General features: G+C 57.5%; 21 protein-coding genes and 1 tRNA gene. 6 read left to right on the top strand and 16 right to left on the bottom strand.

Annotated features, from left to right (window positions below):
* Positions 1–37: 37 nt before the first annotated feature.
* Positions 38–112, top strand: a tRNA-Val gene (locus PSV43_RS03880).
* Positions 113–666: 554 nt separating this feature from the next.
* On the opposite strand, the gene PSV43_RS03885 is transcribed toward PSV43_RS03880, so the two are convergent.
* The 5 genes from PSV43_RS03885 to PSV43_RS03905 form a co-directional block, all read right to left on the bottom strand.
* Entirely contained in the window at positions 667–2,502 is a 1,836-nt protein-coding gene (locus tag PSV43_RS03885) for a UvrD-helicase domain-containing protein (protein WP_300193975.1), read from the bottom strand.
* A gap of 2 nt (positions 2,503–2,504) precedes the next feature.
* Entirely contained in the window at positions 2,505–4,574 is a 2,070-nt protein-coding gene (locus PSV43_RS03890; protein WP_300193977.1) for an ATP-dependent endonuclease, read from the bottom strand.
* Positions 4,575–4,801: 227 nt separating this feature from the next.
* A complete protein-coding gene (locus PSV43_RS03895) occupies positions 4,802–7,972 on the bottom strand; it encodes a LamG domain-containing protein (protein WP_300193979.1) in 3,171 nt (1,056 codons plus the stop codon).
* Positions 7,973–8,026: 54 nt separating this feature from the next.
* Positions 8,027–9,067, bottom strand: coding sequence for a 16S rRNA (cytosine(1402)-N(4))-methyltransferase RsmH (gene rsmH, locus PSV43_RS03900; RefSeq protein WP_300193981.1), 1,041 nt, complete (start codon positions 9,065–9,067; stop codon positions 8,027–8,029).
* The gene (locus PSV43_RS03905; protein WP_300193983.1) at positions 9,064–9,408 is read right to left on the bottom strand and encodes a nucleotide pyrophosphohydrolase; all 345 of its coding nucleotides are present in this window, start codon (positions 9,406–9,408) and stop codon (positions 9,064–9,066) included. The genes rsmH and PSV43_RS03905 overlap by 4 nt, the downstream gene beginning before the upstream one ends.
* A 113-nt stretch (positions 9,409–9,521) precedes the next feature.
* Here PSV43_RS03905 and PSV43_RS03910 point away from each other — a divergent pair, with 113 nt between their 5' ends.
* Positions 9,522–9,938, top strand: coding sequence for a c-type cytochrome domain-containing protein (locus PSV43_RS03910; protein ID WP_300193985.1), 417 nt, complete (start codon positions 9,522–9,524; stop codon positions 9,936–9,938).
* 124 nt (positions 9,939–10,062) lie between these two features.
* The gene (locus PSV43_RS03915) at positions 10,063–10,854 is read left to right on the top strand and encodes a hypothetical protein (protein WP_300193987.1); all 792 of its coding nucleotides are present in this window, start codon (positions 10,063–10,065) and stop codon (positions 10,852–10,854) included.
* 7 nt (positions 10,855–10,861) lie between these two features.
* On the opposite strand, the gene PSV43_RS03920 is transcribed toward PSV43_RS03915, so the two are convergent.
* Both PSV43_RS03920 and rlmB read right to left on the bottom strand, forming a co-directional pair.
* Positions 10,862–11,569, bottom strand: a complete 708-nt coding sequence (locus PSV43_RS03920; protein WP_300193989.1) for an NAD-dependent deacylase — start codon at positions 11,567–11,569, stop codon at positions 10,862–10,864.
* Positions 11,566–12,144 carry a 23S rRNA (guanosine(2251)-2'-O)-methyltransferase RlmB gene (rlmB, locus tag PSV43_RS03925; RefSeq protein ID WP_300193991.1) on the bottom strand — a complete coding sequence of 193 codons (579 nt, stop codon included), beginning with the start codon at positions 12,142–12,144 and terminating at the stop codon, positions 11,566–11,568. Before rlmB ends, PSV43_RS03920 begins: the two co-directional genes overlap by 4 nt.
* A 92-nt stretch (positions 12,145–12,236) precedes the next feature.
* On the opposite strand from rlmB, the gene PSV43_RS03930 reads away from it, so the two are divergent.
* Positions 12,237–12,890 carry an ElyC/SanA/YdcF family protein gene (locus PSV43_RS03930; protein WP_300193993.1) on the top strand — a complete coding sequence of 218 codons (654 nt, stop codon included), beginning with the start codon at positions 12,237–12,239 and terminating at the stop codon, positions 12,888–12,890.
* Position 12,891: 1 nt separating this feature from the next.
* Here PSV43_RS03930 and dnaE read toward each other — a convergent pair whose 3' ends face one another.
* Complete coding sequence (gene dnaE / locus PSV43_RS03935) at positions 12,892–16,410, bottom strand: DNA polymerase III subunit alpha (protein WP_300193995.1); 3,519 nt, start codon at positions 16,408–16,410, stop codon at positions 12,892–12,894.
* 53 nt (positions 16,411–16,463) lie between these two features.
* Positions 16,464–17,153 (bottom strand): hypothetical protein, encoded by a 690-nt coding sequence (locus PSV43_RS03940; RefSeq protein ID WP_300193997.1) that lies wholly within the window; start codon positions 17,151–17,153, stop codon positions 16,464–16,466.
* Between the two features lie 245 nt (positions 17,154–17,398).
* Between PSV43_RS03940 and PSV43_RS03945 the strand changes: the two genes are divergently transcribed.
* On the top strand, positions 17,399–18,325 hold the full coding sequence (locus PSV43_RS03945) for an adenylate/guanylate cyclase domain-containing protein (RefSeq protein ID WP_300193999.1): 927 nt from the start codon (positions 17,399–17,401) through the stop codon (positions 18,323–18,325).
* Positions 18,326–18,452: 127 nt separating this feature from the next.
* On the opposite strand, the gene PSV43_RS03950 is transcribed toward PSV43_RS03945, so the two are convergent.
* The 4 genes from PSV43_RS03950 to PSV43_RS03965 all read right to left on the bottom strand — a co-directional run bounded on the left by PSV43_RS03950 (position 18,453) and on the right by PSV43_RS03965 (position 21,949).
* Complete coding sequence (locus tag PSV43_RS03950) at positions 18,453–18,965, bottom strand: GNAT family N-acetyltransferase (RefSeq protein WP_300194000.1); 513 nt, start codon at positions 18,963–18,965, stop codon at positions 18,453–18,455.
* Positions 18,958–20,316 (bottom strand): tRNA (N6-isopentenyl adenosine(37)-C2)-methylthiotransferase MiaB, encoded by a 1,359-nt coding sequence (miaB, locus tag PSV43_RS03955; protein ID WP_300194002.1) that lies wholly within the window; start codon positions 20,314–20,316, stop codon positions 18,958–18,960. Before miaB ends, PSV43_RS03950 begins: the two co-directional genes overlap by 8 nt.
* Positions 20,317–20,382: 66 nt before the next feature.
* Positions 20,383–20,823 (bottom strand): RidA family protein, encoded by a 441-nt coding sequence (locus tag PSV43_RS03960; protein WP_294398867.1) that lies wholly within the window; start codon positions 20,821–20,823, stop codon positions 20,383–20,385.
* A 73-nt stretch (positions 20,824–20,896) separates the two neighbouring features.
* Positions 20,897–21,949, bottom strand: coding sequence for a serine hydrolase domain-containing protein (locus PSV43_RS03965; RefSeq protein WP_300194005.1), 1,053 nt, complete (start codon positions 21,947–21,949; stop codon positions 20,897–20,899).
* 52 nt (positions 21,950–22,001) lie between these two features.
* On the opposite strand from PSV43_RS03965, the gene PSV43_RS03970 reads away from it, so the two are divergent.
* Positions 22,002–23,243 carry a glycoside hydrolase family 71/99-like protein gene (locus PSV43_RS03970; protein ID WP_300194007.1) on the top strand — a complete coding sequence of 414 codons (1,242 nt, stop codon included), beginning with the start codon at positions 22,002–22,004 and terminating at the stop codon, positions 23,241–23,243.
* 1 nt (position 23,244) lies between these two features.
* Here PSV43_RS03970 and PSV43_RS03975 read toward each other — a convergent pair whose 3' ends face one another.
* From PSV43_RS03975 to PSV43_RS03985, 3 genes are all read right to left on the bottom strand, one after another.
* Entirely contained in the window at positions 23,245–23,481 is a 237-nt protein-coding gene (locus PSV43_RS03975; protein WP_300194009.1) for a hypothetical protein, read from the bottom strand.
* A gap of 103 nt (positions 23,482–23,584) precedes the next feature.
* The gene (locus PSV43_RS03980; RefSeq protein ID WP_300194011.1) at positions 23,585–24,958 is read right to left on the bottom strand and encodes a Gfo/Idh/MocA family oxidoreductase; all 1,374 of its coding nucleotides are present in this window, start codon (positions 24,956–24,958) and stop codon (positions 23,585–23,587) included.
* A gap of 56 nt (positions 24,959–25,014) precedes the next feature.
* Entirely contained in the window at positions 25,015–25,533 is a 519-nt protein-coding gene (locus tag PSV43_RS03985) for a hypothetical protein (RefSeq protein WP_300194012.1), read from the bottom strand.

Consider the following 25,533-nt stretch of genomic DNA (forward strand, 5'->3'; position numbering starts at 1 on the left):
TGTAATCATGCCCGATTAGCTCAATCTCAAAAATTCAGCGCGGATAGCTCAGTGGTAGAGCGGCTCGCTTACACCGAGTTGGTCGGGGGTTCGAATCCCTCTCCGCGTACCATCTTCCGCCTCAAAAGAGGGGAAGACCAAAGAAAGCCCCTCAAACGGGATGCCTGCCTCGAATAGAACACAGTTGCAGCGTGCGTTTTCGCCATCCCTCAAAGTGGATGGAAGAGTCCCCAAACCCAAAGCAAGGCAACCCCACCTGGATGGCGGAGCCATCCCAGCCTGTAGCGAGGGGTTGAGCGCAGCGACACCCCTCGTCCAAGACAAACACCCCACACCTGCCTTCGCATCGCGTAGCGATGCCAGCGCTTTCCGGGGAGAACTCACCCGCTGGCCCACACTTATCAGGGCGGCAATAACTTAGGTGCGCATCACCCAAGGAATTATGAACGATTTGCCAGAGTGGGGGGGATCCCCTATGCGAGCACAATTGGTGATACGTTTTGCTCATCCCGCATGGTGCCATCACGGGGAATATGACTTTGGAGGGATTGGCGTCTCGGTACGAGGAACGGGCAGGTTAGAATCCAATGCAGTATGCTTTAAACATGATGTCTGCCAGCACTTATGTCCTAAAGCACAGGTGCAATAATTGCGACCTGCTATTATTTAAGCAGTAGTAATTTGGTTATCGTTGAACAACCCTTTTGCAATCAACTCCGCCCGTGTCGCTTCTGGCGCTGGTGTGAAGAAAAGAATTTTTAGATGCTGCTCAGCGCGAGAGAAGCACACATAGGCAAGTTTCCGTCCGCGTTCCTGTTGCCCCTCGGTTGGTTCACCAGCGATTCCCGGCGTTAGCAATTTCGAGAAGCTGTATTGGTTCCAATTTGCCTCAACGTCATCAAAGACCACAAGGACATTCGGATACTCTTCCCCCTTCACCCCATGCTGTGTGCTGTATGGCGTGTTCTCTTCGATGAATTCTCGGTATGCAAAAAGCTCACTTGTCGGCATGACGAAAAAACCGTCCGCGAGCCAATCCCCCTTTTCTTCACTGTGCGCTTCGTCATCATATTCTTCGGCGCGAGGTGGCCTTGCAAGCTGCTCCGCAAGGCGATCCGACACACGTATTAGGTTGTTATCTCTACAATAGACGAGCGCGTCTTTGGTGGTCGCCGCATCCCAGATTCTAGCCAGATCCCCAAGTTGAGCTTTCGACTGATCGATCATATCTTTGAGTTTGCGGTTCGCGTTCGGGCCGTGCGGATCATATGCAGGGCTGTTAGTGCGCAAAATGTCTATGACCCGCCTGTTTGCTCCGTTGGCTGATGATTCAATGAGCGGGCAAATGACTTCGAGAAACGGCTTTAGGAGATGGTGTTCTCCTGCCTCATAATCATCCTGTGTGCGCTGCGACGCATATGGCCCGGTGAATAGCTGTTGCAGGCCAGAAAATTTCAAGCGTCGTGCGATCATCTGACGCACTAGAAAGAGCCGAATGACCTCGGGGTTGTCTGCCCAGCCCCAGCCTTCAATCGCCTGGTCCATTGCAGCAAGCGCACGGTCTAGTTGGGCATCCGAGTAACGCTTGCGCGGACCTTCGGGCGCTTCCGCTCTAACCAATCGTATCTCAACACTACCTTGCACGTTGGCGTTGGAGCCTGCCGCCACTTGCTCAACATCGGTTCGAAAGGCATTCAAGAACGCAATTACCTGCGGTGAGCAACGAAAATTCTCGACTTTCGTTATTGATAGCCCGCCCTCTGGAGGTGCGAAGTCGCCCGCTCTCCCTTCATAAATCTGCTGCCACGGATCACCGAAATACCCGACCAACGGCAAGCCAGCTGCTCCACAGGTTTGGTTTAGCCCTTCGACGATTGGCACGTAAGTGTCCTGCGCTTCATCGACAAAGATGAAGGGGTAGCGCACACCAATCAGGCGGCGAAAATTAGTTCGTTCGCGGAAAAGGTAGCCGGCAATCTCAATAATGTCATCGTGGCTCAATTTGCCGTTCAGATAATCGCTAAACGCGACATCATCGTATGAAAAATCTGTTACATCAGGCAGTCCAGCCAGTTCTTTCTCAAGTCTGGCAACTTTCTCTCGCGCCTTGCGCGCTGTTTTGGTGTCCTTGCCGTTATCGTCTTCCGCTGCTTTGGCGATCAAAGCAGGTAAGCGAGCATTTTGTAGTGCCTCTCGAATATCGCGCTGAAAACGGCTGATCTCGCTCCACAAGAAGCTATGCAGTGTCGACACATAATAGAGGTCATCAAAACCTAGCCTTAGCCGAATGACTTCGACAGCTCGATTGGTGAACGTGATGCAGGCGATGCGCTGTCCGTTTTGGCGCAGCGTCGCTCCTTGCGTTGCTCGAATTTCCGCAAGTGCGTCAACAAGTGAGGTGGTTTTACCGGAACCAGCACCCGCGATCAGCGCGAAACTGCGATGCGTGGCAAGGCACTCTCGAACGGCTTGATCTGCAACAGTTTGAACGCGGTCAGGCATATCTATGGTTGCTCGGCTGGGACAGGTGGATAGAGCCGATTTTCGAGCCACGCAAGTCCTTCCGCGATGTATGCTGGCACTTGCCAGTTAGCCTCACTCGCCAGCACGTCCATTGCGAAGTCGGTTTTCTTGAAGCTGCTAGATTTGATGTGCTCGTATATGGAGTTATATGCTTCACCGAGCCCTTCTGGAATGGTAATATTGAGGCTTAGTGTTCCGTCACGCAAGCGCGCGAAGTTTTGGTAGGCGAACGCCTCCTCCAAAGTGCGCGGTCGCATGTTCATGGTAGCACCACCGTCGGTGACGGTGATGTCTTGTTGGAACGTGATATATCGACCTCGTTCTGCTGAGTGCTTTTGATCGGGCGTAATGCACATCAATTCGTCAACGGAATTCACCTCAAGCAAATGTTTAAGGGATGCATTTGAAGTGAGCGCGCCCGGTGTGTCAGCACGGCAGGCTGGATGCCTTCCGGTAGGATCAACCGAATCAAGGTCGGTCACAATGAGATACGGGATGCATAGGAAAGACAGCAATTCATCGAAGCGGTGTGCATATGCACCGCCGATTTCCAACACGGTGAGATACGACGCCCGCAATCGGTTAGCCGCCTTGTCTATCATTGTCGGCATCAGCAGCTTTTCCACCGAACCTTCAACCAGCACGGCGGCATCAGCGAAAAATAGGTCACAATGGGTCAGACGAAGGTAGCGTTTGAGGAACGCCAACGCTTCTTCCGGAGTTACCGGCTGATCGGCGATTTCAACGGCGGTGGGCTGGAAATCTCGTAGGCTGTGAACCTGCGTTGCATTCAATATTCTTGCCGGGTCAGGAGCTTCACCGTTGAGGTGGCAGCGCCTGAAATAGCGAACTTTGCCAAACTCGGTGGCATCCAAAATGTGTGAAGAATGGGTGGTTACGATAAGCTGCGGAATCCAATCACCGGCTTCTTCGGCCTCAGCTGATTGCTGAATAACATCCCAGATATTAGTGATGAAGGTCTGCTGCACCTGTGCATGCAAATGCACCTCCGGCTCTTCGATAAAGATGATCTGGCAGAGCGGGCGGTTTTGAGAAGTGCGCACCCATTGGGAATGATAGTGCTTCGCCTGAATTGCCATGTAGATGAGATTTTTGAAGCCGAGACCGTTATATAGTTCCGGCAGTTCATGCCCACGGTAGACATCCACGTAGAGCAGATCTGTGTTGCCGCTCAATGCCGTCTCTGGGTTAAGAGTGGAGACAATTCTCAGCTCGCGGTCATTGACCGATGGGACTCCAATCCCTTTGATTACACCCATGATCCCAGCGAACTGTTTTGCATAGTGGTCCGTGAGTTGACGGTTATTTTCGTTGATAACGCGGTGTGCATCTTCAGCCACTTCCGGTCGTTCAAGGTTCTTCTGATAAAACCCAGCAAAGGCACGAGATAGCCTGTTGCTGCGATTCTCCTCATCGTCGTCGATGTTTCTCTGGGCACCAACAAAATCGATGCGAACCAGACTTTGAAGAAGGTTTCTGCCCTCATCCTTGTCCAAAGTCGCGGCTGTTACGCCTGCCTCGGTAGCTTCAAGCGACGCATAAGTGATTTCAAAATGTCGATTTAGCTCTCTGTCGTCAGAGAGAAAGGCAGAAAGCGTCTTTTCTGGGGCCTCTTCGCCTGCTTGGGGGTAGGCGGTAAGATACGCTTCGCGTAGTTTGGCAGGATTAGGGGTTGCATAGCGCAGCCGAACGCCTAGCCGTTCAAAATTATCTGACAGGTTGGGGAGTAGCGTGAAGGCTCGTCCAAACTCGATGGAGTTAGGATCGACCTTAAACCAAATGTCCAGCTCTATTGAAGGCAGCGCATCTGCCTCTCCCGTTACTCCAAAATCATCAAACTCAGGAATTCGGGCGACGGAAAAATCGTAGATGCGAAACTTCCGTTGTCCGAGAAAGCATCGAAAAATTGCAGTCGCAGAGGTCTTGCCGCTGTTGTTAGGCCCAACGAAGACCGTTTCTCGGTCTTCTATCGCTGCCGATACATTTTCGAGACGGCGGAAATTCCGGATTTCGATGCGGTCAATTTTCATGCGGGTTTGTATCCGGCTGGTTTGATCCTTGGATATAAATCTCTAGGGTCATCCCCCGCAAAGGGACATTTCGGGATGTGGTTTCAGCACTCATGCGGCGGGCAGTGTCTGTACCTGAGGACGGTTCGGGATTTGCTGACGATCCAGCGGAGGGTGGAGTGGGAGTCGCATTGCTCTTCATTGATTCGCTAAGATCGGCTCAATCTTTCATAATTCATCCTTCATAATTACCTCCCCACCCGCATCCACTTCCGCGCCTCCATCCCGCTCGCGAGCTCCTTCACCCGCACTTCCCAGCTGCCCGGATCCTCATTCGGCGCCAGGTCCAGCTTGATTTCAACGATGCCATTCTCGGCCGCATAAAACCCGCTCCCTTCCGCCGCCTTCCCATTCGCATCACGAACATCCACGCGCACCGGAATCACCGCCTTGGTCGGCGCCTCCTGGGTGGTCGTAATGCTCACCGCAATCTTCGCGCTGTTCCCCACCACCGCGTTCTCCGGCACCTCCAGTTTCAATCCCAGCAGCGGCTTCGGCAGCACCATGAAGATGCGCCCATCACAAGGCCCCAGATCCACCGGCCAGCTCATCACCCCATCGGCGCTGCGCTTCGGCACAATGAACTGCGTACCCGTCAGCTCATACACATTCGCCGATTCCACCTTCAAGCTCACCACCCCGCTCGATGGCACCCCATTTTCCATCACCAGCCCATGCTGCCCCACGTAGCTGCCAAACTCGCGCTTGTCGTTCATCACAAACACATAGGTCGCATCGCCAAACTTCCGCGTGCGCACAATGATCTCAGCATTGTCACACATCGCCTTCTGCGGCAGCGCGAACCCGCCCACAGTCCCCGCCATTTCCAGCACCTTCGCCTTGTCCACATCCGCCTTCTTCACCCGCTTGAAACTCGGCAATAGGAAATCCGCCTTCAGCGCCGGACACAGAAACTCATCCGCCACAATCTTCCCACCCTTCTTCTGCCAGTCCTGAATCCGCGTCACCACCGACTTCGTCAGCACATCGCAATACGGCATGACCAGCACCTTGCGACCACTCAGCCCATTCTTGAGCAGTGTCTCCTCATACATAATGTCCGTCTGCACATGCGCATGCTGCAGCGCCAGCCACACATCCGCCGCCCAGTCCGTGTTGTTCCCGTAGCTGCCGCGATGCGCAAACATCTGCGACGTAAAACTCTCCAAAAACGCCACCTCACTCCGCTCATCCGGAATCGCCATCAGCGTCGGCCCCAGCGGCTCGATCACATCATGCAGCAACTGCTTGAGCACCGGCGCCGTGTTCGAATTCGTGTATCGATACCCCCCCGGACTCCCCGTCGGCACCAGCGACTGCCACCCATGGTACATGATGCCCTGAATCGGCCGCGAGATCTTCGTCCACAGCGCCTCCTTCAAATGCATCGGCGCAATCGTGATATACGCCGCCTCCGGATCCTGATCCTGCCACGCCACCACCTCACCCGGCGCCTTGCTGCCAATCGGTGCCGTTTGTGAGCGATACCAGATCAACTGCGTCATCTTCATCACCCGCTGGTTCCTGCCCGTCGCCGCACTCATCGCAAAGAGCTGATCCGCGCACATTCCAATCTTCTGCGGATCAGGATAGGTGTAGGTCCAGTGCGAGATCACATCCACCCCACCACCCGCGCCGCCAATGCTCGGCTGCCGCACCGCCGGATCAAAAAACGTCCACACCTTGCTGCTCTTCACCCCCTTGTGCAGCGCCGTATGCAGCCCATTCCAGCCATCCCCAACCGTCCAGAACCAGCGCAAGTATTTCAAAATCGGATGATCATCCGCAATCACCCGATCCACCGGAAAATCCTTCATCTTCATCCAGTCCACCCCCCACTTTGCCGACACCTCCGCAGGAATCTCCATATTCGCAAACTTCCGGTAAGCCTCCACATCCACCGCATTAAAACTCACCTGGCTGCTGTCCCGCACCTCCGAATCAATCAACGCCGTCGTGAACGCCGGATGATCCCCATAAGCCTTCGCCACACTCATCCCCACCACCTGAAAGAAAGAAGCGAAATCCGGCAGCGACGCACAGATGTCCTGCCGCGCATAAGGTTTCCCATCCCGCCCCACCCGCAGATTTTTCGCCTCCGACTCCAGCACACCCGCCGGCGACAAACTCGCAATGACTTCAAGCCCATTCGCCAGCGCCTCATCCAGCATCGCCCGGTTCTTCACAATCACCTCCGGCTTCGCCGGCGGCACCACCTTCTTCTGCGCCCACATCTCACCATAGTCCGCTCCCAATCCAATGAAGTGCGTGAAACCGAGATCCTTCAAACGCGCGATCTCTTCCCCGCTGGCACCCCACATGATCACCGGCATGCGTTCCGGCACCCGCGGTACCAGTTTCAGCATGGCTGACTGCTCCGTTCCATAATCACCCACCTCAAACCTCGCCCGCAATTCATACTCATCCGCCTTGAGCGCCGTATTGAAAACATACTTGGCCGTGAAACTCTTCCCCATTGCCAAATCCGACACAAGAAACTCCTCCGTTGTCCCACCCAGGCTCACCTTCAGCTTCGCCGCTTTCAGCACCTCACGTCGCAAATTAGTGCAAACGATCTCCACTGCCTTCGCAGTCTCCATCCGCCGCCACACACTTCGTCCTGCCACAATCTGCATCGAAACGCGCTCAAAGCTCAGCACCCCCTCGCAAACACGCACCTCATCAATCAGCCCCGGAAACCCACCATAATTGCTGCCCAGCCGGTCCCCGATGCTCAGCGCTTTCGTCCCCGGCGTCATATTGCCATATCCTGCCAAAATGGAACCACCTGCAGCCACCCCGTTCCGATAAAACTTCCCCTCACCCGCACCATCATAAGTGAATGCCACATGCTGCCAAACGTCCGCCTCCAGCTTGAACGGCAGCGAATAAATCGTCTTCGACTCCGCCCCAAATCCAAGAGTTACCCACATTCGCCTCAATCCGCCTTTATCTGCATCACCTAGCTGCCACTGGTAGTCCGTGTGATCGACATACTTCTTGTCCAGCAGGAAGCAGCGCAGCTTCGGTTCAAACTCCGCCTTCGGCTTGATCCACATCTCCAGCGTGAACGCCCCCTTCACCGGCTTCACCGCCACCACTGCCGCATGCCGTTTGTCATCCACCGGAAATCCCGGAAACGACTCCAAAGCCCCGCCAAATTTGCCTTTCGGATTCAACACCGCTCCATGCAGTGCCACATCCTGCGACTCCCCATCAAAATTCCAATACCCCAGCACGTGGGGTCCAGTGGCATCTTCCTTCGCATAACCCGTCTCCCAGGTTTCTTGTAGCGCAGCCTGAGCAACCCATGGAAAACAAAGTCCTAACAGGAGAAGAAAGCGAACGGTTTGGAACATAGATGTCTCATACGAGATCGAGCCCCCGGTTCGCACAACGAACGCCGAATCAATTCACGCCTTCACCGCCCACCTCAGCTTTGCCGGAGCCGCCCGCGGATTGTCACGGGTCTCCTGCGAAGTGGGGCGTATGACTTCATCGTTGGTGGCGCTGAAAAGACCGCTGCGCAGCCCTTCACGCAAGAGATGCTTCACCCGCCGGTCTTCTCCTGAATGGAAGGTAAGGATGGCGACACGCGCACCGCTGCGCAGACAGGAGGGCAATTGACGCAAGAAAGTGTCGAGCGCGGTAAACTCCTCATTCACAGCAATGCGCAGAGCCTGAAAGACGCGGCGCACGGTTGTATCTCGGTCTTCCTCGTTCACCCGATGCGGCAGCGCACGACGCACAGCTTCAGCCAGTGAACGTGTCGTCGGTTGATCCGTCTCAGCCAGCGCCTGCGCGATCAGTTTCGCGTGCGGCTCATCCGCATTGTCACTGAGGATGGCAGTGAGTTTCTCGGCGCTGAGCTTTTGCAACAATTCGCGTGCAGAGACACCGCGTTGCGGATTCATGCGCATATCGAGCGGGCCGTCGTGCTTGAAGCTGAAGCCACGGGCGGGATTGTCGAACTGCATGGAAGAGCAGCCAAGATCGGCGAGCAGCACGTCCACACCATTGCCCCAGCCGATTTCGCCAAGGGCGCGGGGCAGTCCGGCGAAGTTCATACGCTTCACGACGAGCGCAGACTCCTCGCAGCCCCCTGCACGCAGCCGCGCCTCGGTGCGCACAATTTCGAGGGGATCCTGATCGAGGGCGAGTAGAGTGCCGCCTGGTTGCACGGCCTTGAGCAAAGCTGCAGCATGGCCACCGTAGCCCAGTGTGCAATCCACAGCACGTTCGCCGGGTTGGGGTGCAAGAATTTGCAAAATCTTGCTCAACAAGATGGGCACATGCTGTCCGGCGGGTGTTTTGCCGGAGGCACGCACCTTCGCGATGGTCTCGGCATAAAGCTCGGGATTCAGCTCCTTGTACTTGTCCTCGAAGCGCTGCGGATTTTTACCGGAGTACCGCTTGCGGCGACGGTGCGGCGTTGGGAGCTCTGCTTCGCTCACAGTTCGTTGTATTTAGCGTTTGATCCCCGTGCCTTGGCCACGGGATAGCGTGTTTCATTGCGCTCAACCTTGTCGAGCATCGCCTGACCGAGATCGACGCCGAGATTGTGAGCGAGTTCAAAGAGCAGGATACCTACATCGGCCATCTCATCCTTCAGCTCTGGCAGCTTGTCCTTTACCCGCTGCTCGATCTGCTCCGGCTGCTGCCAGACAAAGTGCTGCAGCAGCTCCCCCGCCTCCGCCGTGATGGCGACCGCGAGCTCCTTCGGACTGTGAAACTGCATCCAGTCCCGGGCGTCACGAAACGCACAGATTCGGGCGGTGATTTGTTCGATGCTCATGCAGCATGATGCAGGTGCGCACTCGCAGGAGCAACCGGGAAGGCGACAAGATGCACTCATTCAGTCGCAAGCCACGCGGAGACGCCTTCGCGCAAATCAAGGATGCTTTTCCCATGAAAATTCAATATCAAATCGCACTTGCCACCTGCCTCGCAATCACCAGCGCTCTCCATGCCGCCGGAGATTCCCCGGTGGATTTCGTGAAACAGATCAAGCCCATTCTCGCTGCCCGCTGTGTCGAGTGTCACAATTCGGAGACGCTGCTGGGCGAACTCAATCTGCAAACACGGGCGCTCGCTTTTGAAAAGCGCAAAGCCGGACCCGTGATCGTGCCGAAGAATGCAGAGAAGAGCATGCTGTATCTCGTGCTGACACTGCCGGCCAGAGACACGAAAGCCATGCCCGCCACAGGCCATCGCATTCCGAAGGATGAGATCAGCACGATCCGGCAATGGATTGATGAAGGTGCGAACTGGCCCGAAGGTGAGGACGGTGCCGTCACGTTGAAGCATAAGAATTCCGCAAGGTAAGAGGCCGAGCAAGGCGAAAGACCTGATTGAAGGCGGAGTTACGACAGCTGTGCTGCAATGATTGAATCATTTCGTGAGCAACCAACCGATGATTCAGCGGTTTGGATGGTATCAAACCCTGCTCATGAACACCACGATTCAACCCTTCCACATCCCGCTCAGCCGCCGTAAACTGCTGCACAACCTGCTTCTGACCACCGGGGGCATCATCACCGGGAGTGTGTATGCCGAGGCGCTTGCGCTGACCCCGCGTGCGACGGAAGGACCATATTATCCGGATCATCTGCCGCTCGATCAGGACAATGACCTGACGATGATCATTGGTGGCAAAGCCCCCGCGAACGGGGTGGTGACGGAGTTCGGTGGCCGCCTGCTGAATGTGGATGGCAAGCCCGTGCAAAATGCCTTGGTGGAGCTCTGGCAGTCCGACAACAACGGCTGCTACATCCACAGCCGGGGCACGCAGCAGGGCAAGGAGCGTGACCCTCAGTTCCAGGGTTATGGGAAGATCGAGACCAATGCGAAAGGCGAATATCGCTTCCGTACGATCCTGCCAGGCTTGTACACGGGTCGAACGCTGCACTATCACATCCGTGTGAAGCAGAACGAAAAGAGTATGCTGACCACGCAGTTGTTCATCGCCGGTGTGCCGCAGAATGACCGCGATGGCATCCTGCGCAGCATGGGAACGGAGCAGCAGCGGCTCTCCGTCATTCGCGAATTCAAACCCATGAGTACCGAGAGCAAAGAGCTCGCCGCAATCTGGGACATTGTGATTGGTCACACACCAGAAGAGAAGGAACAGCGTGGTCGCGGTCCCGGAGGTCCGGGCGGACCACTACCGCGTCGTCGTGACAATGCGGAATTGCGTGGGCAGGATCTCAGTGACTTGGTCTTGGGGCCTGCGCCGTTCTAATCACGGATCACGCAGATAGCAGCCGCTCCACCAGCTTGGGCAGTTCAGCTGACACCGGTCCGACAATGTGCTCATGGAAGTGCCGTGAGATCTCGGTGCGCTCGATGTTGATCTCGATGAGACGGCAGTTCGAATGGCTCGCGACCTGCTGCGCAAATCCAGCCGCCGGATAAACGACTCCGGAGGTGCCGATGCAGAGAAATACATCGGCTCCCTCCAAGGCGCTCATAATGGTCTCCATCTCGAAGGGAAATTCACCAAACCAGACGATGTGCGGGCGCAGGCCGCCGATCTCGCCACAGGCGCGGCAGCGCGTGCCCGATGACAATTCTTGGGTCCAGGACAGAACTGCGCCGCAGCATTCACAGCGCGCTTTGCGCAGTTCTCCGTGCATGTGGATGAGCTTTTCACTGCCGGCGCGTTCATGAAGGTCATCCACGTTTTGGGTGACCAGCAGAAACTTGCCGCGCCATTCGCGTTCCAACTTCACCAGAGCAAGATGACCTGCGTTGGGCTCCACGGTGTTCAATGCCGCACGGCGCAGATTGTAAAAATGATGCACCAGTTCGGGATCACGGGCGAAGCCCTCTGGTGAGGCGACTTCTTCAATGCGATGGCCTTCCCAAAGGCCGTCCACACCCCGAAATGTCGGAACGCCGGATTCGGCGGACATACCCGCGCCGGTGAGCACGACGATGTTTTGCCCGGCGCTCATTTCTTCGGCTGCCGCTGCCTGACGCATTCAAACAAACACACGCCGGTGGCGACAGAGACATTGAGGCATTCCACTTTGCCGCCCATGGGAATCTTGACGAGGAAGTCGCAGTGCTCACCGGTGAGGCGGCGCATGCCGGGACCCTCAGCACCCATGACGATGCCAATGCCGCCTTTGAGATCGAGATCGTAGAGGCTCTTGGTGGATTCATCAGCGGTGCCGACGAGCCAGATGCCGAGTTCTTTGAGCTTGGCCATGGCGCGGACGAGATTGGTGACGCGGATGAGCGGGATGTTTTCCGCACCACCACAGGCCACGCGGACAACAGTCTCCGTGATGGGCGCGGTCTTGTCCTTGGGCATGATCACGGCGCAGACACCTGCGGCATCGGCGGTGCGCAGGCAGGCTCCGAGATTGTGCGGGTCCTGAACGCAGTCGAGAATCAGTACGAGAGGGCTTTCTTTGCCTTCGAGAATCGCTGGAATGTCTCCTTCTTCATAGACACGCACGTGGTTGTCAGCGCGGGAGTGGCGGTTCTGTCGGGCTACGGGTTGTTCGGGACGGTTAGGGCGCATGTTGTCCCAGACAGTGCGCTGAGAAAGCGATTTGGCAAAATGATAGAATCACCGGCTTGCAGGCTGTGTGAACTGGCGGGAGGAGTTTGGGCATGAAGACACTCCTCAAGCGCTGGTGGCTGTTCCTCGCCGTTTTGGCCGTACTGGGGCTTGGCTTTGTATTCGGTTGCGAATGGTGGGTCGCGCGAACGGCAGAGGGTCGTTGCTTTGATGCCGTGGAAGCAGTGCCCGCCGCTCCTGTGGCGGTGGTGCTGGGCACTGCGGCGCGACTGACTGACGGCAGGGCCAATCTCTTCTTTCTCCCACGCATGGAGGCTGCAGCGGCGCTCTTCAAAGCAGGGAAGGTGAAGGCACTGATCGTGAGCGGTGACAACGGGACGCAGGGCTACGATGAGCCGACGGACATGAAACGTGTGCTGATGCAGTTGGGCGTACCGACGGAGAAGATCGTGTGTGACTATGCCGGATTTCGCACACTGGACTCGGTGGTGCGGGCCAAGGAGGTCTTTGGCCAGCAGCGGGTGATTTTTGTTTCACAGCGATTTCACAATGCGCGGGCGATCTATCTGGCGCGGGCGTTTGGAATCGAGGCTTACGGCATGGATGCGCAGGATGTGCCCGTGGCACTCTCAGTGAAGACGTTTCTGCGGGAGAAACTGGCCTGCGTCAAAGCAGTGCTGGATGTGAATGTGCTCGGCACCCAGCCGAGGTTTCTCGGCGAAAAGGTTTCCATGCCGCTGGAGTAGCTCACAACCAGACCGTCAGCGCGCGACGCAGATCGGGACCGGGAGTGACGCGGAAGCTTTCATCAAGCTCGAGCCGGGCTTTGTGGCCGTTTTGGGAGATTTCGAAGAAAACAGGGAGCGTGCCGGGGTATGCGAGAAGCACCTCTTGAATGCGTTCGAGGTCAGTTTCGTCGTGCTGCTTGGTGTTAAGTCTCAAGACGTACGGTTTCGGAGGAGCAAGCGGCTTCGGCGGCGGTGGCTCGGAAGGATCGGGGTCACCGGCGTTGCGTGGTTTGGCGGCCTTGGGCTTGAGCGGCTGCGCGTTGTTCATCGTGACGCGGTTGCCGTCGGTCTTCTGATCTTTGCTGACGCGAATACGCAGATCGAGCACGGCACCATTGGCCAGCACCTCCTTGAGTTTCTCGTAATCATCACTCCAACACATCATCTCCTGCACCCCGGTGAAATCTTCCACCTTGAAGGTCGCGAACGGTCGGTTGTCCTTCTTGGAGTAGCGCACTTCGAGCTGGCTGAGGATGCCGGCAATGGAGTGTGAGCTCGCTTTCACCTTGGTATCGATCTCTTCAATGGAGGAGATCTTGATGAACTTGGTGGAGTCGAAATGCCCCCGATAGCTGTCGAGCGGATGACCGCTGACATAGAATCCGAGGAGCTCTTTTTCGAAGGCGAGCACCTCATCCGTGGTCCAGACGATGGAGGGCGCTGCAGCTTCGTTCTTCTTGGATTTGGGCTGCGCGAGATCGAAGTCATCAAAGAGGCCGCCCTGGCCTGCTTTTTTGTCCTTCTGCATTGATGCTGCCGAAGCGAGCACCTGCTCGAGCTTGGCGAACATCACGGCGCGCGACTCTTTGGTGAAGTCAAAGGCCCCTGCTTTGACGAGAGACTCCATGAGCTTCTTATTCACCGCACGGTTGTCGAGCCGTGCTGCAAAATCTTCCAGGCTGAGGAAAAGACCGTTCTTTTCACGCTCAGCGATGGCCGCCTCCATGGCACCTTCACCGACGTTTTTGATAGCGCTGAGGCCATAGCGAATGACGTTCGGAAGGTCTTCCTCAGTTTCAAACCGCTCGGGAGCAAACTTGAGGGAGGATTTGTTGACGTCCGGTGGCAGCACCTTGATGCCCATCTCGAAGCACTCGCTGACGAAGTTGGCAATCTTGTCGGGGTTGCTGATTTCATAGCTGAGCACCGCCGCCATGAACTCCACGGGATAATTCGCCTTCAGGTAGGCTGTGCGGTACGTCACGATCCCATAGGCAGCGGAGTGTGATTTATTGAAGCCGTATTGCGCGAATTTTTCGAGCAAGTCGAAGATGGAGTTCGCGAGCTTGGCGTGGATCTCATTCGTCTTGAGGCAGCCTTCGACGAAGATGAGACGCTGGCGGGCCATCTCGGCGGCGTCCTTCTTACCCATCGCTCGGCGGAGCAAGTCGGCTTGTCCGAGAGAGAATCCGGCGAGCAAGTTTGCCGCCTGCATGACCTGCTCCTGATAGACCAGAATGCCGTAGGTCTCCTTGGAGATCTTCTCCAGCAGCGGGTGGGGATAGTCCACCTTTTCCTCGCCCTTCTTACGCTTGATGTAGTCTGGAATAAACTGCATCGGGCCGGGACGATACAGCGCCAGGATAGCGATGATTTCCTCGATAGTGTCGGGACCAAGCTGCTTGCAGGTGTTGACCATCCCACCAGATTCCATCTGGAAGACGGCGACTGTTTCGCCGCGTTTGATGAGATCAAAGGTCTTGGTGTCATCGAGTGGCGCATCGGCCACTTTGAAGCCGGGAACTCGCTTGTTGATCCAGTACTCGGCTTCGTGGATCACCGTCAGCGTTTTGAGGCCGAGGAAGTCCATCTTGAGCATGCCCAACTCCGTGAGCGGCTTCATCGCATACTGCGAAAGGATGGCGTCTTCCTTGTCTCGCGTGAGGGCGATGAAGTTGTCGAGCCGGCGATCACCAATGACGACACCAGCAGCGTGAACGCCGGTGCCGCGCGTGAGGCCTTCGAGGAAGGTGGCGTGCCGCCAGAGTTCCTGTGCATTACCGTCGGATTCGAGCTTCGCGGCGAGGTCGGGGTTTTTCTTCACCGCCTCCTCCAGATCGATGTTCAGCTCATTCGGAATCATCTTCGACAGCGCGTCGCTGTCGCCATAGCTCCAGCCCATCACGCGACCAACGTCGCGGATGACCGACTTGGCCCCCATGGTGCCGAAGGTGATGATATGGCAGACGCTGAGGTCGCCGTATTTTTCACGCACGTATTGAATGACCTCCGGACGGCGCGTCTGGCAGAAGTCGATATCGATATCGGGCGGGCTGACACGCTCAGGATTGAGAAATCGTTCGAACACGAGTTCGAAGCGGAGCGGATCAATGTCCGTGATGCCGAGGCAGAAGGCTACGAGCGATCCGGCGGCAGAACCACGACCGGGACCGACCGGGATGTCGTGCTTGCGAGCCCAGTTGATGAAGTCCCAGACGATGAGGAAGTAGCTGGTGAAGTTCTTCTCGCCAAGCAAGGCGAGTTCCACCTCCATGCGCTCGTGCAGGACCGCGTCATTGAGTGCGCGGTCGCGGCCATAGTGGCGTTCGAGGCCTTCCATGGTCAGCCTGCGCAGGTATTCATTGCGATCCCCGCCATCGGGCATCGGATACTGCGGATAACGGTCGATGCTGGTCGAATCGAGGTGGATCTTCAAATCGCAGCGTTCAGCGATTTCGAGAGTGGCATCGCAAGCCTCGGGCACTTCCGAAAAGAGGGCGCGCATTTCTTCGGCGGTCTTGAAATAGACCTCCGGGGAATAGGTCATGCGGTTCTGATCGTAGATGCTCGCGCCCGTGCCGATGCAGATCATGATGTCGTGAGACTCATGATCGCTGCGGTTGAGGAAGTGGACGTCGTTGGTGGCGACAGTCTTCAGATCGTACTGCTTGCCCCACTCGATCATCTGCCGGGCGCTCTTGCGCTGGGCCTCCGTGTTGTGGTTCTGGATTTCGAGGTAGAAATTTTCGGGGCCGAAGATGTCGCGGAACTCCAGCAGACTTTTTTCCGCTTCGTCCTTGCGGTCGGTCAGGAGGAACTCGTTGATTTCGCCGTTGATGCAGCCGCTGAGGCAGATGAGGCCCTTCGCATGCTCACGCAGGGCGTCTTTGTCCACGCGGGGTTTGTACCACTGGCCGTCAAGGTGCCCCTTGGTGATCAGTTTGGAGAGATTTGCGAAGCCCTCGTTGCTGGAAGCCAGCAGTGTGAGATGCGAGGAACGCTTGCGCCCCGTCACTTCGTTTTTATCCGCCATGGAGCCTGGAGCCAGGTAGGCCTCACAACCGATGATGCTCTTCACCTTGGCCTTTTTAGCGGCCATGTAGAAGTCGATGGCACCGTAGAGGTTGCCATGGTCGGTCATCGCCACGGCAGGCATTTCCAGCTCCTTCACGCGTTTCATGAGCGCATCAATGCGCACAGCGCCGTCTAGCAGCGAGTATTCGGTGTGGAGATGGAGGTGGACGAAGGAATCTGACATGCGCGGGGTACAGGATTAACCCCGCTTGGAAGGGATGAACAAGAGGTAGTTGTTCACATTTTTCCAGCACCCGGTTTGCGATGGGCACGGTGATGGTGGCGGTAATGGCTGAGCAGCAGCCAGCCGGTGATGATCACGATACAAGTCACGGAAATTGTGATAATCAGATAGATGTTGTTGGCCTTGGATGCCGGAGTGTCCTCTGGCGCGACTGCTGCTGCGACCAGTTTGAGTTGAAATGGCCGGCTGGTCTCTCCAGGGAACACGACTTGGGGACGAAGCTCGGTCTTTCCCGCCTGAGAATGCAGCAGGATCAGGCTGGTGTTGGCTTCCTTGGCAAAATCGATCTGAAAGGTGGCGGAAACCGCCGGAAGCTGGCCGCTGGCCGTGCCAAGCAGGTGCACCTCCTGAGTGTCCGCAGTCAGCGGGGTGTTGTCGGCACCGTCCATGGCCTGAATTTTGCAGGCTGGCAGGCTGGCCTTTTTTCCATCGACCAGCAGCCCGAGCGAACTGGCGAGGTATTGCTGGGCTTTTTCATGGGTCGCCGCCACCTGCTCGGGCGTCTGCTCCAGATACCAGGAGCCAGGGACCGGCGGCAGCGAGGTGGGGTCAGTGGCCAAAAAGGTGCGGGGATCGACATTGATGCGCAGCGTGTAGCCACCAGCGGAGTCGAATTCCGCCTCGATCGTCATATTCGGCACCACATGGGCACGGGCGATGCTGGCGACAGCCAAAAAAACCAAGACGACGACGCCTAAGCGCGGCCTGCTTAAAAACCTCTGCATCATAGCGCATGGTGGAGATGCCTGCGGCAATGGCAAATATATCGTCACGCCCAGCATTAAACCGCGCAGAATGGAGGAGTGGATTTCCCAGATGGCACAAGGCTTTCGAAAGAACCTGCGAAAAACCTTGTAGCAAGAAGATGACCGCGCTTGACTTGCGGCGTGTAAATTGCTTCAAAAGAGCATTCCTTTATAACAACCACATGGGCGCCACACTCAAATCACTGGAGAAAGAACTCGAGATTACTCTCGAGGACTTCAATCTGGTTGGACGCAGTCCGGATGCCAGCATCCGGCTGGTGGACGGTGGTGTGTCGCGTCAGCATGCCACGATCCGGCGTGACGGGCAGTTGTTCTGGGTATCCGACCTTGGCAGCGCGAATGGCAGTTTCGTCAACGATGTGGCCGTGACCACGGCGCGGGCGCTGCGGCATGGTGATCGCGTGCAGTTTGGCACCAGCACCTTTGTTTTTGACAGCCAGGACGAAGAACGCCCCCCGAGCGAGTCTGGCAACGTCAGCACGCAATCGCTCCACACCATCGCATTGCCGGTCAAGACGGTGAGGGCCACCCTGCTCGTTGGCGACTTGCGCAATTTCACCACCATTTCCTCCCAGCTCAGCGCTGAGGAAGTGGCCGCCATGCTGCGTGAGTGGTATGCGCAGTGCGAAAAAGTTCTGAAATCCCGCGATGCCATCATCGACAAGTTCATTGGCGACGGCGTCTTTGCCTACTGGCCGGGAGATGACATCTCCTCGCGGGTGAAGGCCACGGAGGCCGCCAAAATTCTCAGCAGTCCTGAATCCAATGAATCCCCCAAGCGCAAATGGCTGAAGGAAAACATGAACTTGGAAGTTCATTGCCACATCGGCCTGAACATTGGTGATGTCGCGCTGGGTGCCATGGGCCGTGGAGTGAACACCGCCGTGGGCGAAGCCGTGAACGTGACCTTCCGCATCGAAAGCCTGACCCGCAAGCTACAGGTGCCTGTGCTGGCGGGTGCACCGTTTCTCAAAGGCTGGGAAGAAGGTCTGCTGCAATACCAAAACGCCGGAGTTCATCCGGTGAAGGGCCAGCCTGATCCTGTCGAAGTCTATTCGCTGATCGACGTGCCGACGATGTCGTTTTAGGAGGCCGTACAGTAGCCATCTCGCTCCCGCGAGATGAGCCCACAGCTCCCGGTGCCTGCCACGTTTTCAATGACTCGAAAGCGATCTGCCTCATAGCGCGCGCAGCTCCTCTCGCGGATTGAGAGGGCTACTTTGCTTCGCCGTCCAGCAGACGCTGCATGTCCTCACGCGTCATGCGGTAGAGCAGCCATTCGCTCATTCGTTTGGCACCGATGCGCTGCTCATACACCTGTTGCGCATTCACATTCCAGTCCAGCGCCGTCCATTCCACACGGCCACAGCCGCGCTCATGCGCGAGGCTCACCACCTTTTTGAGCAAGGCGCCGCCTACACCACCCTTGCGCCGCTCTGGCAGCACAAACAAGTCTTCGAGGTACAAGGTCGGCAGCGCGAGAAAACTCGAATACGTCTCCACCAGGATCATGTAGCCACAGGGATCGGGGTCCTCGTTCACAAATGCCAGCCAGACCTCGATGCGTGGCTGTGCGCCAAGAGCATCCTCCACCAGGCGTACCTGCGCGTCTGCATCGGGTGGTGGCAGCTTCTCAAACACTGCCAGGGCTATGACCAACTGGCAAAACGCCGCTGCATGCTCACGCGTCAGCGGACGCAGCTCGATTTGCAGCGCCGCCTCATGCATGGAGCACAGGATCGCCAAACAAGGTGAAGTGTCCCGCCTCAGCGACACGCACTTTGAATATCTCGCCGGTGTGACGCTCGGGGTTGCCGTCGAAGACCACGATGCGGTTTGAACCCGTGCGTCCGGTGAGGCGCTGGTCGTTCGTCTTGCTCGGTCCTTCGCAGAGGATTTCGACCTCTTTGCCGACGAGCTTGTCATACATCGGCAGTGCGATGCGGTTCACCAGCCCCAGCAAATCCTGATTTCGCTCTTCCTTGACGCGTTCAGGCACCTGAATGGCCTCATCCATTTCCGCTGCGGGCGTGCCCCGGCGTTTGGAGTAACGAAACACGAAGGCATTGTCGAAACCGATGTTTTCAAACATCTGCCGCGTTTCCAGGTAGTTCTCCTCTGTCTCGCCGGGGAAACCCACAATCACATCTGTCGTCACTGCGATGTCAGGCCGCGCCGTGCGAATGCGTTCGACCAGCTCCGTAAACTTCGCCGCCGTGTAAGGCCGGTGCATGCGTTTCAAGATGGCATCGCTGCCGCTTTGCACCGGCAGATGCACATGCTCGGCGAGTTTCGGCAGATAGGTGAAGGCTTCGATGAGATCCTTCTTGTAGCCAATCGGATGCGGGCTCGTGAAGCGGATGCGTTTGATACCCGGCACCTCATGCACGGCTTCCAACAACTGCACAAAGGGGCTCTTGCCATCAACCGCCGGGAATTCATGCCTGCCGTAGAGATTCACGATCTGACCCAGCAGGGTGACTTCTTTTACACCGCGATCGGCAAGACGTTTCACCTCTTCGACAATGTCTGCGATGGGCCGACCACGCTCGCCGCCGCGAGTGTAGGGCACGATGCAGAAGGTGCACTTCATGTTGCAGCCCTGCATGATGCTCACAAAGGCGCTGGCCTGCTTCTCCTTCAGCGTGTGGTCACGGATCGTGTTCTGCGAGGCCGCTTCCTCCTCCACATCGACGATGGAAAAACGCTCATCGTCCATCTGCTTCGCCTCTTTGGCACGGATGATCTCATCCACGTAGTCCACCACGCGATGGTACTTCTGCGTTCCGACGACGAGATCCACGTTCGCCTTGTTCACCAGTTCACTGCCACGGCTCTGCGCCATGCAGCCCATGAACCCAGTGACCAGCGGCGTGCGCCGCCGCCGCACCATGCCCATCTTTCCCAGGGCTTTCTGCTCCGCCTGATCGCGCACGGAGCAGGTGTTGATCAGCACCACGTCCGCGTCTTCATCACGCGCCGTCATGGTGTAGCCGCGCTCGACGAACATCTGCGACACTTGCTCGGTGTCGCGCTCGTTCATCTGGCAACCGTAGGTTTTGATGTGTACAAGGGGCATTGGGGGGTGGGGATCATACCCACACCCGCCCAAAACACAACCCTGAGGCGCTTGGCCCCGTCCGGGTCAGGCCTTGATCTCAAAAATCGCCTCGACTTCCACGGCGGCGCCGGTGGGGAGCTGCGCAAAGCCTAGGGCGCTGCGTGCGTGGTAGCCGTCGCCTTCTTTGCCAAAGATTTCGTGTAGCAGGTCGGAGCAGCCGTTGATGACGAGGTGCTGGTCGGTGTATTCCAGCGTGGAGTTCACGCAGCCGAGCACCTTGAGGACTTTGAGGCCGTCCAGCGTGCCGTGCGTGTCCCACACCGACCGCAGCACCTTTTCCGCACAGTTTTTCGCCGCCTTGTAGCCGTCTTCGGTCGAGACGCCTGCGCCCAGCTTGCCCTTGAGGTCGCTCACGTGACCGGAAGTGAGGAGTTGATTGCCGCTGCGGATGCAGAGGTTCAGATACGCGGGAGGCTGCTTGGTGAAGACGAGGCCGAGGGATTCTGCTTTTTGCTGGGGTGTCATGTTTGGAAGGGAGAAGTGGATGCAGAATACGAATTGGAAAACGAAAACTGGCAAACAGTTGAAATCAGAGCCGTCATGTCTTCACCACGCCGCCCATCTGCCACATCAGCTTGTCCAAGGCGAGGCCCAGCTTTTCGCTGCGGCCATTGATCAACCCGGCCCAGCAGAATCCGTTGGCGGTGTGCACCATGATCGTGCTGGTGCCCGGCAGCGAGCCTCCGTGCCACCAGTTTGGCACCTTGTTCACGTTCCATCCCCGCGCGTAGCTCTCGCTCACGCCATGCGTGGTCATGGCACGAATCGAATCCTGATTGAGCAACACCGGGAGCTGTGAGGCGAAGCGCACAAGGTCCCCCGCCGTGGAGATCCAGCCGCCGTGGGAGTCCATGCGTGAGACATTCATGCCATACGCCGCACCGGGTTTGGACGTGAGATACATCACTTCCTGCGGCCGCCGCTCCGCTAGGGTGTTGCCAGCAATCTGCATGCTCGTGATGCCGCATTTTGACAGCACTTCCTGCGTGATCAGCTTGTCGTAAGGCAGCTTCAGTACTTTCTCCAACACTCGGCCCAGCACGCAGTAGCCGAAGTTCGAATACGCAAAGTGTTCTCCCGGCTTGTGCGTCTGCTTCTGATTCGCCAACGCCCAGGCGATGAGCTCCACATGATTCATCTGCGGGTTTTTAAACATCGGATCATCCTTGTCATTCGCCCAGCCGCCGCTGCTGTGAGTGAGCAGGTGATCCAGGGTGATGGCCGCCACATCTTCACCGTAGTCGCCGCCAAGGATGCCCTGCGGGCCAAACACTTTGCTGTCGGGTTTGAGCAGACCTTTTTCGATGCACCTCATCACCGCAGTGGCCGTGATCGGTTTGGAGACACTGGCAATGCGGAAGCGATACTGCGGAGTGACAGCCTCCGCTCCATCCGCATCGGCAAAACCATACGCTGCTTCGAAGTTGATCTTCCCCGCCCTGCCATAGGCGATGCTCATGCCCTGGATGCCATGCTCCCGCAGGAACCCTTCAGCGATGCCGCGAATTTTTCCCTCTTCGGATTGGGGTGCCGCAGCAGCAGCAGCCATCGGCCATGCAGCCAGCGAGCTCACAAAGACGCGTCGTTTCATGTAAACCACATCACACCTTGACGCCCAGCCAGCGTCAATGAAAACATCCCGCATGCTCCGGTTTCTCCTTCTGCCAGTCTTGCTTACCCTCAGCTCCCGCGCTCAGACTGTTGATACCAGCACGCTTACCGGCAAAGTCGTCTGCGGCTATCAGGGCTGGTTTCGCTGTGAGGGAGATGGCAGCAACAACGGCTGGCATCACTACGCCGCAGGAAAGTTCTTCGAGCCAGGGCACTCGCACATCGAGATGTGGCCAGATGTGAGTGAGTTGCCCAAAGAGGCACGCGTGACGACGCCCTTCAAGCATGCCGATGGCAGCACCGCCGAGGTCTTCAGCTCCGTCCATCCCGCCGTCGCTCAACTTCATTTCAAATGGATGCGCGAATACGGCATCGACGGCGCATTCATCCAACGCTTTGCCACCACCACTCGGGACAAACGTTTCCGTGAGCCCATGGACCAAGTACTCGCAAACTGCCAGGCCGCCGCCAAAGCCCATGGCCGCGGCCTGACGCTGATGTACGACCTCAGCGGCATCAAAGAGGATGGCATTCAGCTGGTGATCGACGACTGGAAGCGCCTCATCACCGAAAAGCGCCTTGATCGCGCCGGTCCGTCCTACTTCAAACACCACGGCAAGCCACTCGTCGCCCTCTGGGGTCTCGGCTTCAACGACCGTGCACCCATGCTCGAAGAGTGGTCACGCCTCATAACCTTCCTGCGCGATGATCCCGAATTCGGCGGCTGCGCCATCATGCTCGGCGTGCCCTACTACTGGCGCACGCTGGACCACGACTGCATCAAAGACCCTCAGCTGCACGCACTCATCGCCCGTGCCGACATCGTCAGCCCCTGGGCGGTGGGCCGCTTCGGCACCCCAAAAGACGCCACCAGCCGGGGAGAGAAGTTTCTGAAACCCGACATCGCCTGGTGCGCTGAGCACAAGCTCGACTACCTCCCCGTCCTCTTCCCCGGCTTCAGTTGGACCAATCTCTCCAAATCGCGCCATCAAGAGGCCAAATTCGACGCCATCCCACGCCTTGGCGGCGAGTTCCTCTGGTCCCAAGCCCTCGCCGCCAATCAAGCCGGAGCGCAGATGCTCTATGTGGCCATGTTTGACGAGCTGGACGAAGGCACCGCCATCTTCAAAACCGACAACCATCCGCCTGTGGGTGAAAGCCGCTTCCTTGCCGAGCCTGATCTGCCCAACGATCACTACCTCTGGCTCACGGGCATGCTCGGAAAGCTGCTGCGGGGTGACACGGCGGACGAGATGCCCAAACGCGGGCCCTAATTCACGACAAGTCCGACGCCAGCACCGAATTCGCCGCACGCAGTGCCAGTTCCTTGGCCTGCGCGATCACGCGCACGGAGGCGGCGTCAAAGAGGTAGGCATGGCAGCTCGGGCAGGTGATGGCGCGCGTGACCACGATGGACCCGCAACCTTCGCAGACTTTGTACTGCTCGGGATGCGTGGCGATCTTCTCGGCCTGCTTCAGACGTGAGTCTGGTTTGTGCTCATGTGCGCTCATTTAGTTGTCATTACGATGCTACGATGACATTGGCCGAGTGCAACGTTGCTGATAAACAACTTACACTGTTTTTTGTGCTTGCTTTGCGGATGTCGCGCCGACATCAGCCCAAACCCGCGACGCTCCACCCATCGCGATATTTCCGCGTGAGCTGCGCATTGAGTTCCGGCTGGTTCGTCACCTGGCCTGCCGCCGCATCCCATTCGATCCACCCGCCCGGATTCCGTTCGGCGAGGACGCCGAGCAGCACCGCCTCTGTCACGGGACAGCCGTAGGTGGGCAGGTCAGCAGCGGCTTTTTCACCCTTCATGCAGGCGTCCACCCAGTCGGTATAATGATTCGCGATACGCGTCTTCGGATACGCAAAGCCGGTGAACTTCTCCTCCGGCACCAGCCACGGGCGCTGGCTGTGCGGTTTGAAGATGCTGCCGTTTTCGCCGATGAAGAAGATGCCACTCGGGGTGTCCTTGGTGAGCACGCTGGGTTTGATGACACGAGCATCATACGGGTACCCACCATCCATCCACGTCATCTTGATCTTGTCGCCCGCCGTGAGCGCCGTTCCGGGAAACTCCAGCTCAAGGTGGCGCTTCTGCGCATAGAGATCGCCCTTGCTGCCTGCATCGAGGCAGCGCACTCGCGTGGGAGCCGCAAGGCCGAGGCAGGCAAAAACCACATCGAAGTAGTGGCAGCCCATGTCCCCCATCATCCCAACACCGAAATCCACCCATGAGCGCCACATCGAAGGATGATAGGCCCCTTCGAGAAACGGCACCTCATTCGCGACTCCAAGCCAGAGGTTCCAGTCCAGATTCTCCGGCACCGGATCAGCCGCCGCTTTGCGTTCGGTCACCTTCGGCCACCAGCCAGCCGCTTTGTTCTCCCAGCAGATGACCTCCTTCACCTTGCCGATGGCTCCGCTCTTGATGAGATCCACCGTCAGCGAGGTCTCGATGCTGGAATGCCCCTGCGTGCCCATCTGCGTCGTCACCCCGGCCTTCGCCGCTTCTGCACCAAGAATCCGCGCCTCGTGAATGTGGTGCGTGAGCGGCTTTTGCAAATACACATGCTTCTTCGCCCGCAGCGCCGTCACCGCCATGGCCGCATGCATGTGATCCGGCGTGCCAATCGTCACCGCGTCGATGGTGTCGCCCAGCTTGGCAAGCATTTCGCGAAAATCCCGAAACGCCGCCGCGCCCTCCAGCCGCTTCGCCGCATCGGGGTCCTGCAATTCCTTCCGCCTTGTCGCGTTGCCGCCACGCGCGAGTTCGAGCGTCTTCGCATCCACATCGCACATGCCCACAAGGCGAACCTTGTCATGCCTCATCACACTCATCATCGTCACGGCGCCCATCCCGCCTACGCCGATGGAGGCGACTTGAAACATCGAGTTCGGCGACCTCGCACTCAAAATGGCAGGCGCGGAGATGGAAGCTGAGGCGGCGAGAGATTGCTGAAGAAAGCGGCGACGGTTCATGGACGGACAGGAACGTCATGGCGTGCGCGCCTCTCTCGCTCAAACTTCTCCCATGATCAATCCGTCTCCACTTGGTGCCAGTGAACGAGGCCTGTCTTCTCATCGTGCCAAAGCTGCGCGAGGTAGGAAGTGCTGTCCTTTCCTTCAAGCCCATACGCGATGTTTCCTCCGACGCTATCCTGCGTCCACCACGCCGGTTTGTTGGGGCTGCTGGTCAGGGTGAAGGATTCGCCACGTTGGTAGCCTTTCTTTTTGACCATTTGGTCGAACACGTCGGCCTGGAAGGTGCATATCAGCCACTGTTCATAGGCACCGTCCATGACCTCCCGCTGATAGTAGTCCGCATATTTGATCTCCGTGACGCTGGCAGGGGGCGCAAAGCCAAAACACCCACGAAAAGCCTCCTCCTGCGCGGCACGTGTCTTCGCTTCTCCCGACTTGGTACAGCCTGTCTGCAACCAGCAGGTGGTTAGGCACGTCAGCATCCAGATGGAGTACCACGCAAACTGCTTCCTCACATTCATGCCGATGATGGTAGCCGGTGCTGAGTCCAGGACAAGTCGCTTTGACTGCAC

Source organism: Prosthecobacter sp., from assembly GCF_029946185.1.
Classification (GTDB): Bacteria; Verrucomicrobiota; Verrucomicrobiia; order Verrucomicrobiales; family Verrucomicrobiaceae; genus Prosthecobacter.